A 12456-nucleotide genomic window follows, 5' to 3' on the forward strand; every position below is an offset into this window, starting at 1 on the left:
GATCAGCACCACCACCAGGCCGGCAATGAGCACGGCGGACGTGAAGAGACAGCACAGCACCGTGATGTGCCACGGCTTGACAGCACCCATGACCGGGCACCGTACCGGTAGGAGCGACATCTCAGTGCCCCCACGCTGGCGCCCTCAGGCCGACCCGGACGTCATCGCCGCCGTCGTGCGCTTCGGTCGGGAGCGCGGGATGAGGGCGTAACCGCCGTCGCGACGAACCACCATGGACAACTCCTCCAGGAGAGACAACTTGCGCAACGCGGTCCGCAGGTCGACACCCGCGCGGGCGGCGAGGCGGTCCACGCCCATCGCGCCTCGCTGCGGCAGCGCCTCCAGCAGTGACCGCGCGTCGTCGTCGAGCGCGTCGGCGGGCCGTTGCGGGCCGCGCGTCAACGGAGCCAGGTCCGCGCCGATCCGGCCCACCTCCTCAAGGACGTGCGCCAACCCGGTGACCAGCCGAGCCTTGGGGAACTCGCGGAGGAACTCGTGCGCGCCGACGGACATCGCCGAGGTCACCGGCCCAGGCACCACCATGGCCACCCGGTTGGTGTAGATGGCTCGCCGCGCGGTCTGCGTCGCGCCACTGCGTGCCGACGCCTCCACCAGGACGGTGCCCCGGGTGCCTGCGGCGATCACCCGGTTGCGGATCAGAAACCGGGGCCGCAGGGGTTCGGCACCGGGCGGCCACTCGCTGACCAGCAACCCGGTGTCGGCGATCCGGTCGAAGAGTGCGGCGTTGCCCATCGGGTACGGCCTGTCCAGCCCACAGGCGAGCACCGCGACGGTCAGGCCGCCGGCGTTGAGGGCACCCCGGTGGGCGGCGGCGTCGATGCCGAACGCGCCACCGGACACGACCGTCCAGTCCCGCTCGGCGAGCCCGTAACCCAACTCGGTCGCGACGTGCTGCCCGTAGCCGGTGGCCGCCCGCGCCCCGACCACGGCCACCGAACGATCCAGGGCCTCGCCCAACGGCCAACTTCCGCGTACCCAGAAGCAGAGCGGCGGGGCGGTCTCCACGTCCACCCGGCGGGTGACATCCGGCAGGCGCAGCTTGGCCAGGACCGCGACCTGGGCTGGCCACTCCTCGTCGTCCGGCGTGACCAGGCGTGCTCCGAGCCGGTCCGCGCGCTCCAGCGCCTCGGCCGCCACCGCCCGGGCGTCGCCGGCCGCCGTCCGGGCGGCCACCGTGCTGTGCAGCCAACCGTCCGGGCTGCCGCCGTCGAGCAGCAGGTCCAGGGTCGCCACCGGGCCGTGCCGTTCGACCAGTCGGTGCACCGCGCGGGTGCCCGGCTCGGCCAGCCAGGTCAGGGCGACCCGGGCCAGCCGCCGTTCGTCGTCGGCGCTCATGTCGCTTCTCCCGTCCGGAGTTGGATCGCTTCCCGCACGTCGTCCAGGTCCGGCCGATCCCGGCCGTCCAGGTCAGCGATGGTCCAGGCCATCGCAAGGATGCTTAGATCGCAGACGTGGATGCACTCTCGTACGCACGCGCCAGCCAGGACAGGACCGGCGAGGAGCTGTCCGTCGCCCGTCAGCACGAAGACCACCGCGCCCTTGCCGACTCCCGCCAGGCGACGATCACCCGCGAGCTGACAGACAACGACGTGAGCGCTGCCGGCAAGCGGAAGCGCCCGGACTTCGAGGTCGGTCTGGAGTTGGTCCGCAAGGGTGAGGCTCGCGTCATCATCGCCACCGACATGAGCCGCCTGACCCGGGGCAAGGCCAGGGACGAGGTACGGCTGCTGGAGCTGGGCCTGGAGACGGGCCTCCAGCTCTGGTTCGTCCGTGCTCCCGACCTGGACCTCAGCACGGCGGCCGGCCGGCTCACCGCGTCCATCCTGATCGCTGCGGCGCGGCACGAGATCGAGCAGAAGTCCGAGCGCCAGCGGCGGGCGGCGCGGCAGGCCGCAGAGCAGGGCCGCCGGATCGGTGGCCGCCGACCGTTCGGCTACGAGGCGGACGGCGTGACGATCCGGGAGGCCGAGGCCCAGGCCATCCGGGACGCCTACGACGCGGTGCTGACCGGCGTGCCGATCGGCCGGATCGCCGCGACGTGGAACGGGCGCGGCCTCACCACGCCGCAGACCAAGCGCGACGGGTCGCCTTCGCCGTGGACCGCCCAGACCGTCCGGCCCGTCCTGCTGAACCCCCGCTACGCCGGCCTGCGCAGCCATGTCACCGAACAGCTCCGGGAGTCGATGGACCCTCGGAAGGCCCGGATCAAGGGGATCGTGGGCAAGGCGGCCTGGAAGGGCCTCGTGGGTGAGGAGACGTGGCGCGCGGTGGTCGAGGTGCTGACCAACCCGTCCCGCCTCACCGGGCCGCGCTCCGGCAAGGGCCTGCTGACCGGCGTCGGGCTCTGCGGGATCTGTGAGGCGACCGTCCACCGTGGCGCGGCCCCGGCCCGTCGTGGTCAGCCCGGCCACACCACGTACCGCTGCCGCGCCTCGTACGGCCACGTAGGGCGTGCGTCCGAGCCGGTGGACCTCTACGTCACGGAGCTGGTGATCGCCCGCCTGGAGCGCCCTGACGCCGCCGCGCTGCTGATCGACCACGACCGGCCGAACGCCCGGGAGCTGGACCGCGAGACAAGGGCGATCAGGGCGCGGCTGGACGCGCTGGCACGGCTGCTCGCGGACGAGGTGCTGGACGAGATCAGCGTGCGCCGCGAGTCCAAGCGGCTGCGCGAGCGCCTGGCCGAGGTGGAGGCGGAGATGGCCGACGCCGGCCGGCTGGACGTCCTGGGGCCGCTGGTCCGGGCGGGCGACGTGCGGGCCGCCGTGCTGGCCCTGGACACCGACCGGCTGCGGCTGGTCATCAACCTGCTGATGACCGTCAAGCTGTTGCCGCCGGGCCGGGGCACGCGCACCTTCCGGCCGGAGTCCGTCGTGGTCGAGTGGCGTTAGTTAGCGAGATAGATAAGCAATTCCGGGGTGGCCTGTGACGTTTCCGCAGGCCACCCTTTGTGTTGTGTATGGCCTGTTCAGACGCATGATCACTCCGTGACTTAGAACACATGTATAGCCAACATGAACAACTCTTGGCATGGCTATTTCACGTCCTCTAGTGTTCATTTCAGCGGCGAGATGCAACGGTTCGCAAGGCCACCGCAGAAGGACTCCTCTCAGTCCTAACGCGCCGCTGGAGCAGCAGTGGAAGACCAGAACTTCTACACCAAGGCGGACCTCGCCAAGAAGTTCAAGAAGACCGAGCAGACCATCCACAACTGGATCAAGGCCGGTCGACTCTGGACCGTGAAGGTGGAGGGCTCAGTCCTCATCCCCGAGTCCGCCGTCCAGGACATGCTGGCGGCCAACGTCCAGCAGCCCACCGGCCTGACCCGCGAGGCGCGTGCCGCCATTACCGAGCTGGTCGCCGCAGCGCCGACGCTGACGCCGGAGAAGGTCGCCCAGCTCCGGCACATCCTCAACGACACCACCTCGGCGGTGGCGTGATGGCGTGCATCTCCTGCGGCTCGCGCCGGCAGACCACGCGAGCGCTGGACCGGATGCTCCAGGCGGAGCGCAAGGTCCGGGAGGTCCCGGCAGACATCGACCTCTACGCCGCCGCAGGGCTCAACCTTGGCGTTGAGCAGCGCACCTCGGCAGGTGCCCGGTGATCGAGTACAGCGACGACGAGGTGGCGAACCTGGCCATCGAGAAGATTCTGGCCGACAAGCAGGCCGAGGCAGAGACGCAGGGGCCGGGCGAGCCGTTCGACTGGAGCGACTGCCCGGAGGCAGCCCCGAGGGAGCCGTCCGCCGAGCAGAGGCAGGCAGGGGAAGTCGTGGAAGCGGGCAAGTTGCCGGCCGTGGACATGCTGCGAGCGGCCCTGGTGGACTCGGACGGCTTGGACGACATCCCAGACCCGGTGCCGCTCATCGGGAACGACATCCTGTTCATCGACTCGATCAACTGGATGGTGGGCAAGCCCGGTCACGGCAAGTCGTTCGCTGCGATCGACATGGCCGGCTGCGTCGCCACCGGATCACCGTGGCAGGGCTACCCCGTACGCCCCGGGCGAGTGCTCTACCTCATCGCTGAGGGCGTCCGGGGCGTCAAGAAGCGCGTGCGGGCGTGGGAGGCCGCGATGGGGCGCAGCATGGAGGACATCGACTTCCTGCCCATCGCGGTGCAGTCCACCAACGCGACCATGTGGGACGGGCTGGTTGCCCTGGCCGCCGAGCGGCAGTACGCCCTGATCGTGTTGGACACCCAGTCCCGGATCACGGTCGGCGTGGAGGAGAACTCCAACACCGAGATGGGCCGGTTCGTGGACCAGGCCGAGAAGCTGCGCAAGGCGTCGGCGGCCTGCGTGCTGATCGTTCACCACATCGGCCGGAACGGGGACACCGGACGCGGCGCGACCGTGTTGGACGGTGCTCTGAGCACCATCATCAAGGTGTCCAAGGACGGCGAGCTGGTGAAGCTGGAATGCACCAAGAACAAGGACGCCGAGGAATGGGACGACCTCACCCTGCGCCTGGTGCCGTACCTGGACTCGGTGGTCCCGGTGGTCGAACTCGGCCCCGGCGGCAGCTCCGGGAAGAGTGCGGCGCACAAGATGGCGCAGGTCTGGTGGGAGAACTTCCAGGGGGACTGGATCAGCGCCTCCAAGGCCATTGACGCCGAGGTCGCCACCAAGTCGACGTTCCACCGTCACGCGAACGCCCTGGCGGGTCAGGGCTTGGTGGAGAAGCAGGAGATCGGCACCACCTACCGATTCAGGCTCACCAGGCACCCCGGCTGACCACCTTTCAAGTGCCCCTGTCCCACCGTCCCACCCTAAAGGGTGGTGGGACGGCTGGGACGGATCAGCGGAGCACTGGGACGCAGTGGGACGACTGGGACGGTCAAGAGAAACCGCAGGTCAGAGCGTTGTGACTGTCCCACTTTCTGTCCCACTCCTGATTACTCAAGATCACGACTCGGGGCCTAGCTGTCCCACAGATAAACGTCGATGGAGGACAAGTGATCGTCATTCGTAGGGACGGGATGTACGCCTGCCCGCTGGTGCTCTGCGACGCCTGCGGCAGGTGGATCACCGGCAAGGGCAACGTCTACTGGATCGAGCCCAAGGGTGTCGGGGACATCGCCAAGGTGTGGTTCGTCCACAAGCCCGGCTGCACCGGATTGGACCGGGTGATCGAGCAGCACACCGGGGAGCACGTCCACGACGAGGACCTGGATACCTGGCTGGACCACCTGCGGCGCAACACCGCCTTGAAGGACACCCATGACTGAGCTGGTGAGTGGTCGGTGGCTGGAGCAGGTGAAGGAGGCCACTGCCAGGCGGGAGCGGACGGCTGAGATGCGCAAGCAGATGTTGGAGCGTCGGCGCAAGGGCTTGGAGCGTAGGCACGCGACGAAGCTCGCGCGGAACCGGGCCAAGTGAGCTGCCGGGGCTGGCGATCCACCCTGCGCCAGCCCCGGCTCAAGCCCTGGGAAGGGAACCCGTGGGGCGAGTCAAGAGGCCAGCACCACCGGAGCCGGCAGGGGAATGGCGGACCTTCGGGGACTGGCGAGAGGTGATCGAGGAGCTGGAGCTGTGCGGGGTGCCGCCCGAGGCGGACTACGAGGAGGCGTGCCTGACCTTGGAGGTCAACGGGAGCTGGGCCAGCCCGGTCTGGGTCAGCACGGCGCAGAACATCCGGGCCGCCTGGGCGGAGGTCGAGAGGACCGAGCCGGTGCTCTCGCCAGCCCCGAGGCACCGGCTCACCGACGAGGACGCCTGCCGCATCCGGGAGCTGTTCGCCACCGGCACGGTGACCAAGTCGCACTTGGCCCGGATGCACGCCGTAGACCCCAGCACGATCCGCGCGGTCATCAGCGGCAAGACGCACAACAAGTCAGTAAGCGAGATGGATTAGAAATGGAGTACGAGATGAGTGACACGGAAGCCTGGCGCGAGGATCTGCTGACCCACGGGGAGATCCAGGTGGACCCGATCCGGCAGCACCGGAGGGGAATGCGGCTGGTGGGTATCGGCATCGTGATGATGGCGCTGTCGCTGCTCTGGGCCGCGATGTGAGCAGGGCCTGGAGGCAGGGCAGTACGACGCGGTGGCGCGCAACGCGGGCGGCTGTGCTGCACAGGGACAAGGAGACGTGCACCATCAAGGCCAAGGGCTGCACCGTGCGGGCTACTCACGTGGATCACATCGTGCCGCGCGAGATGGGCGGCACCGAGGAGATGGACAACCTGCGGGCAGCGTGCGAGCACTGCAACCTGAGCCGCAAGAGGGCTCGCGTTGAGCCCGAGCCAGCACCGAAGCGCGTCAGCAGTTGGTGATCGTTGGGCCGGCCGAAAAGTTCACGAACCCTGGCCGGTCCAACACCCGCTGCCCTGTTTTTTTGTGCGCGATTACGCCAGCTCCAGGGGCGGCCGGACCTTGACGGTGCGGGCCAGGTGGACGGCTCCGGCCATCGCGTACGTACCGTCGATCGGCGCGGAGCCCCGGCGGGTGTAGACCCAGGCGTCGCCGTGCCGGAGCTTCTGGGTCTGGGACACGTGGGCGTTGAGCATGTCGTCGTCCGGGTGCTGAACCTGGCCGGTTATCACCTGCTCCGCCAGGCCCATGCAGACCGCCGGGGTGTCGCCGGTCAGCTCGGCGACCTTGGTCCGCCCCGCCCATGACCGCGAGCCCTTGGCGCGCAGGCTCGCCGCGATGCCCGCCGCCGGGCCGGCCGGGAACCACCCGAACTGCGCGGGCCGTAGCCGCTTCATGATGGCGGGCAGCTCGGCGCGGACGGCGGCCGTACAGCCGAATCCCTGCCACCGCTGGACGACCTCCACGTGGGTGATCCCGTCGATCGTGGCGGCGGCTACCAGGGTGGCGTGCTCGCCGTTCAGAGACACGTCAAGGCACAGACACAGGCGGGTGCGGTACTCGGCCAGGTTGACCGGCTCAGGGCTTCCAGCGGCCTTCCAGGCGTCCGGGTCGATGGCCGGGTCCAGGGTGTCGACGCGCTGGCACATCATCTCGATACGGAACCGGGCCAGCGTCTCCCCTCCGGCGCGCTTCGCCTGTGTGGCCTGCCCGAGCAGCGCGTCCAGTTGCAGCGCCCGGCGGTTGAGGTCCGGGTTCGCGTAGGCCAGCGCCTCCACGTCGGTTGGGTCCGAGCCGGGCGGCGCGCTCCACGAGAACAGGCCCAGGCGGGGGTCGCCCTCCCCTGTCTCAATGAACGCCTGGGCGGCGTCTCCCAGCTCGTGAAGGACCACCGCGCTGTCGTCGCCCTCGTTCGTGATGATCACGGCCTGGGCGTCGGGAACGGCGTTCATGGTGGGGATCAGGGCGTCCCAGGCGTCGCGGTTCTTGTGCTGCCTCAGCTCATCGATGATGGCCCGGTCGATGGTGCGCGACCGGCCGGCGCGGGAGTTCGGCGCACCGAAGAGGTACGACGATCCCAGGCTGTTCCAGAACTCCTCCTCACCGATCTGCTTGTTGATGTGCCGAGCGGGAAGCTCGCGCGCCAGCAGCTCGATGGACTCGGCCATCTTGATCACCTCTTTCCACGACGCCTTTGCGGTGTCACGGGTGGAGTTGATGCCGAAGACGATCGGGACCGTCTCAACGAACATCCAGTACAGCGTCAGGATGCGGCAGAACAGGCTCTTGCCGTTCTGTCGGGCCACCAGGATGAGAGCGATGCGGAACCGGGGCCGGCCGTCAGGCAGCAGCTCACCGATGTGGATGGCAAGCCATCGCTGCCACGGGTCGAGCGGCCAGCCGATCGCCCTGGCGAAGTCGATCAGCTCGTAGCCGAACGAGGCGTTCCGGTCGGTCAGGTCACGGAGCGGCGGCGTCCACAGTCGCGGCTCGACCCTTCCCAGCACGGCGGGCGCGGAGTTCGTCAAGCTCAGAGTCAGCGGGCTTGTCATCGGCGGCCTTCCCGCGCTGAGCGAGCGCGCGAGCGCGCGGGGACATCTGGAGGGCTTCGAGAGTGGTCAAGAGGGCCGGCCCGAGCTTCGCGGCGTCGCCCCCACCGTCCAGCTCGGAGGCATAGAACCGGGCGAGGTCGGCCACGGCGCGGTCGCGCTCGCCGACCGGATGGGCCAGCAGCGCAGCATTCACGGACTCGGCCAGGGCCACAGAACTAGGATACCCCTACCCGGTAGGGGTATCATGATGTTGTGAGCCGGAGCCGGGGTCGTCAGCGTGCACGGCAGCACGCCCGGCAGGCCAAGCCGAGCAACCGGGTCACCTCCGTCAGCGACGAGGTGTTCGCTCAGTTCATCCGTCCGGGCGGACCGGCTGACCTCGCCGGCATCACCGTCTCGCAGGAGTCGATCCTTGGCCTCTCGGCCGTCTTCCGGGCTGTCTCGCTCGTCTCCGGCACCCTCGCCTCACTGCCGCTGCGCACGCTGCGCGAGGGTGAGAACGGCACCCCCGAGCGGGTCACGTCCGTCTTCGATGACCCGGACGGACCGGACGGTCAGACCCAGTTCGAGTGGACCGAAACCCTCTTCGCGTACCTGATGATCCACGGCAAGGCCGGGGCGTTGAAGGTCCGCAACGAGGCCGGCAGCCTCGTCCGGCTGCCGCTGGTGCATCCCGCCTCGTTCACCGAGGAGATGCCGACCGGCGACGAGCGCCCGAGCGGCGGCCTGTGGTTCCGGGTGCAGCTTGAGGGTGGCGAGTCGGTGCGGCTCGACGCGGACGACTTCTGGTACGTCCCGGCGCTGTCGCTGGACGGCGTGGGCGGGATGGGCCTGTTGCAGGCGGCTCGCTTCTCTCTCGGGACGTCTCTCGCTGCCGAGCAGTCCGCCGGGAGGATGTTCACCAACGGCGCGCTCATCTCGGGCCTGGCGTCTCCCGATACCGAGGACGACCTGGACCCGGAAGACCTCCCGATCATCAAGAGGCAGCTCTCCAACGCCACGTCCGGCTCCGAGAACGTCGGCGCAATCGCCCTGATCAACCGGCGGCTCAAGTTCACGCCCTGGACGATGACCGCTGTCGACGCGCAGTTCCTCCAGAGCCGGCAGTTCCAGATCGAGGACGTCGCCCGCTGGACGGGCGTGCCGCCGCACCTGCTGATGCAGACCGAGAAGCAGACGAGCTGGGGCACGGGCGTCGAGGAGCAGAACCGCGCGCTGGGCCGGACGGTGCTCGCGCCGTGGGCCAGTCGCCTTGAGGGTCGCGGGTCACGGCTGCTCGTCCGTCCGCGCTGGATCGAGATCGACTTCACCGGCCTGGAGCGGCCGAGCCCGGACAAGGAGATCGAGTTGCTGATCAAGCAGGTCGGCGCGGGTCTGCTCACCATCAACGAGGCGCGGGCGATCCGCAACCTGCCGCCGCTCCCCGAGCCGGCACCGCCGGTCGACGGCGACCGCGAGGAGGGCAGCGATGCACCGCCAGCCGAGTAACCTCCGGGCGCTGCGGGCGGCGTGGCGTGCTGCGGCCGACGCTGTGACCGAGCGGTCGACGCCCTGCTTCCGCGTGGTCAACGAGGCCAAGGCGACGAAGCTGTACGTCTACGACGTCATCGGTGGCTGGGACAACGATGCCGCCGAGTTCGTCCAGGCGGTGCACGGGCTCGACGTCGATGCCTTCGACCTCCACATCAACTCACCCGGCGGGTTCGTCTTCGACGCCGTGGCGATGTACGAGGCCGTTGCCGAGCACTCCGCTCGGGTGACCGTGAAGGTCGACGGCCTGGCCGCGTCTGCGGCGTCATTCCTGGCGATGGCCGGTGATGACATCGAGATCGCCAAGGGCGGCCGAATGATGATCCACGACGCCCAGGGCGTCGGCATCGGCTCGCCGGCCGAGCTGCGCGAGTACGCCGACCTGCTCGATGAGGTGTCCAACGACATCGCTGGCTACTACGCCGGCCGCGCGGGCGGCAAGCCCGCAGCCTGGCGCACTGCCATGTCAGCGACCACGTGGTACTCGGCGCAGCAGGCCGTGGACGCGAAGCTCGCCGACCGGGTCGCTGGCGGCAAGACCAAGACCGAAGGGCCGGACAACCGGACCCGGCTTATCCAGGCGCGACACCGCGCCCTGACTGCCTGAGGAGGGCAGATGCGCACCATCGAGGAGATCACCGCCGCGATGACCGCGCTCATCGACGGGGCCGCTGACCGCAGCCTCACCGATGACGAGGTCACCAACTACGAGGCCCTGGAAACCGAGCTGCAAGACGCGCAGCGCGACCAGGCCGTCCGCGCCCGCAACGCGGCCTACAACAGCGTGCGTCCGGCCGTCCGGCCGAGTGCCGCTGTCGTGACCCGCGAGGCGCTGCCGTACAACGTCCGCCGGGTCGAGCCGGGCCGCACCATCTTCAACGTCGGGTCCAACGGCTACGACTTCTCGACCGACCTCTTCGCCGTGGTCAACGGCGCGGGCACCGCCGAGGCCGAGAAGCGGGTCAACGCGCTGATCTCGGCCGCGTTCTCGCCGACCAACGACGTCGACCGGGCCGACACCGCGAGCCTCAACCCGAACACCTACCGGGGCGACCTGTGGCAGCCGCAGATGGACTACGCGACTCCGCTCTGGGACATGATCAACAGCGGCCCCACTGACGGCCGCTCGTTCGACGTGCCGAAGTACAACAGCTCGTCCGGCCTGGTCGGTCCGGCCACCGAGGGCACCGAGCCCGAGCCGGGCGCGATGACCGTCACGGACCAGACCATCACGCCGACGCAGGTGTGGGGCAAGGTCGAGATCACCCGTCAGGCCGCGCGCCGGGGTGGCTCGCCGGAGCTGTCCGGCATCATCTGGGACCAGATGCTGCGGGAGTACTTCGAGGACCGGGAAGCCGCAGTGGCGACCTTCCTGAACACTCTCACCGCAGCGGCGGACATCACCCTGACCCCCACGCCGGCCACCACCCCGGACAACGACGACGACCAGCAGACCGTCGCCGACCTGGAGGCGGCGATCTCCGACCTCCAGTTCGCCCGTGGTGGCAACCGCTTCCGGGCCTTCGCCGTCCACCAGCAGCTCTACCGGGTGCTGGCGCGCGTGAAGGACGACGCCGGCCGTCCGCTGTACCCGCAGATCAACCCGCAGAACGCCAACGGCACCACGCAGTCGCTGTACTCGTACATCGACGTCGCGGGCACCCGGGCCGTCCCGGCGTACGCGCTGGGCACGCCGGGCGCGACGGCGGTCAACTCGTGGCTGTTCGACCCGACCAAGGTCCGGGGCTGGGCGTCGGCTCCGGAGCGCCTGGACTGGAACTTCGGTGCCACCGTCCAGACCGCCAAGATCCCGCAGCTCTCGCACGTGACCATCGGCATCTACGGCGACATCGCCCTGGCCAACCTGGACATCAACGGCGTCCGGCAGGTCATCTTCGACGCGAGCGTCTGATCGTCATGGCGAAGCTGAGCCAGAACCGGAAGGCGGCCGAGCGGGTCGCCGACCTTGAGGCCGAGGTCATCAGGCTGCGCGCCGAGCTGCGCAAGGCCAAGGCCACCCGCAAGACCGAGCAGTAGACAGGAGGTGGGCGGTCATGGCGTGGGCACCGGACTACATCACGGCAGACGAGTTGAAGGCGTACGTACGCGTTGACGACGATCTGGACGACGCTGACGTTGCCGACGCCGTGACCGCCGCTTCCCGAGCGGTGGACACGCACTGCCACCGCCAGTTCGGCCAGGTGGCTACGGCGCAGACCCGGCAGTACACCGCGACCTGGGACCGTTACCAGCGGGCCTACGTCGCCGCGATCGATGACCTCATGGTTGCCGACAGCCTGACGGTGGTGGACGCGAACGCCAACGAGGTGACGGGCTACGAGCTGCGGCCGGTGAACGCGGTGGCCAAGGGGAAGCCCTACACGGAGATCACGCTCCCGGGGGCCGGTGCGTATCAGCTCACGGGGCTCTGGGGCTGGGACGCCGTGCCGGCAGCGGTCAAGCTGGCGACCAAGCTCCAGGGGTCGCGGTTCCTGGCCCGGCGCGACTCGCCGTTCGGCATCGCCGGGTCGCCGACCATGGGCTCGGAGCTGCGGCTGCTGGCCCGGGTCGACCCTGACGTTGCCGTGTCGCTGGGCAAGTACGTCCGGCAGTGGTGGGCCGCCTGATGGACGTACGAGCGGTGATGACCGAGGTGGCCGAGCGGCTGCGCACCATCCCGAACCTGCGGGTGTACGACTACCCGCCCGGAACGGCGACAGCGCCAGCCGCCATCGTCAGCTACCCGGAGAGCATCACCTACGACGAGACGTACGGCCGTGGGATGGACCGCATGGCGCTTCCGGTCGTCGTGCTGATCGGCCGACCGACCGACCGGAACACCCCCGACAAGCTCGCCGCGTACGCCAACGGCTCCGGCTCCAGCTCGGTGAAAGCCGTCCTGGAGTCCGGCACCTACACCGCTTTCGATGACCTCCGGGTCGAGAGCGCCGACTTCGACGTGGTGTCCCTCGGGGGCACCGACTACATGGCCGGGATGTTCAACCTGAACGTCTGGGGCCAGGGCAGCGCGTAGAGAGGA

17 protein-coding genes and 1 pseudogene are annotated in these 12456 nt (G+C 69.3%); 14 read left to right on the top strand and 4 right to left on the bottom strand.

Translation table 11 applies throughout. From position 1 onward, the window contains the following. Positions 1–144: 144 nt before the first annotated feature. The gene (locus GA0070619_RS02990; RefSeq protein ID WP_088946632.1) at positions 145–1356 is read right to left on the bottom strand and encodes a DNA-processing protein DprA; all 1212 of its coding nucleotides are present in this window, start codon (positions 1354–1356) and stop codon (positions 145–147) included. Then, a pseudogene (locus GA0070619_RS34205) lies at positions 1353–1457 on the bottom strand (magnesium chelatase subunit ChlI family protein); the annotation flags it as partial. The gene GA0070619_RS02990 and the pseudogene GA0070619_RS34205, both read right to left, overlap by 4 nt. 15 nt (positions 1458–1472) lie before the next feature. Here GA0070619_RS34205 and GA0070619_RS32640 point away from each other — a divergent pair. The 9 genes from GA0070619_RS32640 (at position 1473) to GA0070619_RS34015 (ending at position 6296) form a co-directional block, all read left to right on the top strand. Continuing rightward, the gene (locus tag GA0070619_RS32640; RefSeq protein WP_088946633.1) at positions 1473–2912 is read left to right on the top strand and encodes a recombinase family protein; all 1440 of its coding nucleotides are present in this window, start codon (positions 1473–1475) and stop codon (positions 2910–2912) included. 246 nt (positions 2913–3158) lie between these two features. Next, positions 3159–3461, top strand: a complete 303-nt coding sequence (locus tag GA0070619_RS03000; protein ID WP_088946634.1) for a helix-turn-helix domain-containing protein — start codon at positions 3159–3161, stop codon at positions 3459–3461. Further along, positions 3461–3625 (top strand): hypothetical protein, encoded by a 165-nt coding sequence (locus tag GA0070619_RS32120; protein WP_157743882.1) that lies wholly within the window; start codon positions 3461–3463, stop codon positions 3623–3625. The genes GA0070619_RS03000 and GA0070619_RS32120 overlap by 1 nt, the downstream gene beginning before the upstream one ends. Beyond that, positions 3622–4755 carry an AAA family ATPase gene (locus GA0070619_RS03005; protein ID WP_088946635.1) on the top strand — a complete coding sequence of 378 codons (1134 nt, stop codon included), beginning with the start codon at positions 3622–3624 and terminating at the stop codon, positions 4753–4755. The genes GA0070619_RS32120 and GA0070619_RS03005 overlap by 4 nt, the downstream gene beginning before the upstream one ends. A gap of 221 nt (positions 4756–4976) precedes the next feature. Next, positions 4977–5249, top strand: a complete 273-nt coding sequence (locus GA0070619_RS03010; RefSeq protein WP_157743883.1) for a hypothetical protein — start codon at positions 4977–4979, stop codon at positions 5247–5249. Continuing rightward, the gene (locus GA0070619_RS32125) at positions 5242–5400 is read left to right on the top strand and encodes a hypothetical protein (protein ID WP_157743884.1); all 159 of its coding nucleotides are present in this window, start codon (positions 5242–5244) and stop codon (positions 5398–5400) included. Before GA0070619_RS03010 ends, GA0070619_RS32125 begins: the two co-directional genes overlap by 8 nt. A 133-nt stretch (positions 5401–5533) precedes the next feature. After that, positions 5534–5875: a hypothetical protein gene (locus GA0070619_RS03015; RefSeq protein ID WP_088946637.1), complete on the top strand. Its 342-nt coding sequence runs from the start codon at positions 5534–5536 to the stop codon at positions 5873–5875. Between the two features lie 14 nt (positions 5876–5889). Beyond that, complete coding sequence (locus GA0070619_RS32130) at positions 5890–6036, top strand: hypothetical protein (protein WP_157743885.1); 147 nt, start codon at positions 5890–5892, stop codon at positions 6034–6036. A 53-nt stretch (positions 6037–6089) separates the two neighbouring features. Next, positions 6090–6296, top strand: coding sequence for an HNH endonuclease (locus GA0070619_RS34015; protein WP_157743886.1), 207 nt, complete (start codon positions 6090–6092; stop codon positions 6294–6296). Positions 6297–6368: 72 nt separating this feature from the next. Here the strand turns inward: GA0070619_RS34015 and GA0070619_RS03025 are convergent, their stop codons facing one another. After that, on the bottom strand, positions 6369–7862 hold the full coding sequence (locus GA0070619_RS03025) for a terminase (RefSeq protein WP_231927245.1): 1494 nt from the start codon (positions 7860–7862) through the stop codon (positions 6369–6371). Beyond that, positions 7795–8097 carry a hypothetical protein gene (locus GA0070619_RS32645; protein ID WP_088946640.1) on the bottom strand — a complete coding sequence of 101 codons (303 nt, stop codon included), beginning with the start codon at positions 8095–8097 and terminating at the stop codon, positions 7795–7797. Before GA0070619_RS32645 ends, GA0070619_RS03025 begins: the two co-directional genes overlap by 68 nt. A gap of 41 nt (positions 8098–8138) precedes the next feature. Between GA0070619_RS32645 and GA0070619_RS03035 the strand changes: the two genes are divergently transcribed. The 5 genes from GA0070619_RS03035 (at position 8139) to GA0070619_RS03055 (ending at position 12450) form a co-directional block, all read left to right on the top strand. Beyond that, entirely contained in the window at positions 8139–9374 is a 1236-nt protein-coding gene (locus GA0070619_RS03035) for a phage portal protein (protein ID WP_231927246.1), read from the top strand. Beyond that, positions 9355–10023, top strand: a complete 669-nt coding sequence (locus GA0070619_RS03040; protein ID WP_088946641.1) for a head maturation protease, ClpP-related — start codon at positions 9355–9357, stop codon at positions 10021–10023. The genes GA0070619_RS03035 and GA0070619_RS03040 overlap by 20 nt, the downstream gene beginning before the upstream one ends. 9 nt (positions 10024–10032) lie before the next feature. After that, positions 10033–11328, top strand: coding sequence for a phage major capsid protein (locus tag GA0070619_RS03045; protein WP_088946642.1), 1296 nt, complete (start codon positions 10033–10035; stop codon positions 11326–11328). Between the two features lie 142 nt (positions 11329–11470). After that, on the top strand, positions 11471–12043 hold the full coding sequence (locus GA0070619_RS03050; protein ID WP_088946643.1) for a hypothetical protein: 573 nt from the start codon (positions 11471–11473) through the stop codon (positions 12041–12043). Next, on the top strand, positions 12043–12450 hold the full coding sequence (locus tag GA0070619_RS03055; protein ID WP_088951519.1) for a hypothetical protein: 408 nt from the start codon (positions 12043–12045) through the stop codon (positions 12448–12450). The genes GA0070619_RS03050 and GA0070619_RS03055 overlap by 1 nt, the downstream gene beginning before the upstream one ends. Positions 12451–12456: the final 6 nt, after the last annotated feature.

The sequence above is a fragment of the Micromonospora zamorensis genome, from assembly GCF_900090275.1.
GTDB classification, from domain to species: domain Bacteria; phylum Actinomycetota; class Actinomycetes; order Mycobacteriales; family Micromonosporaceae; genus Micromonospora; species Micromonospora zamorensis.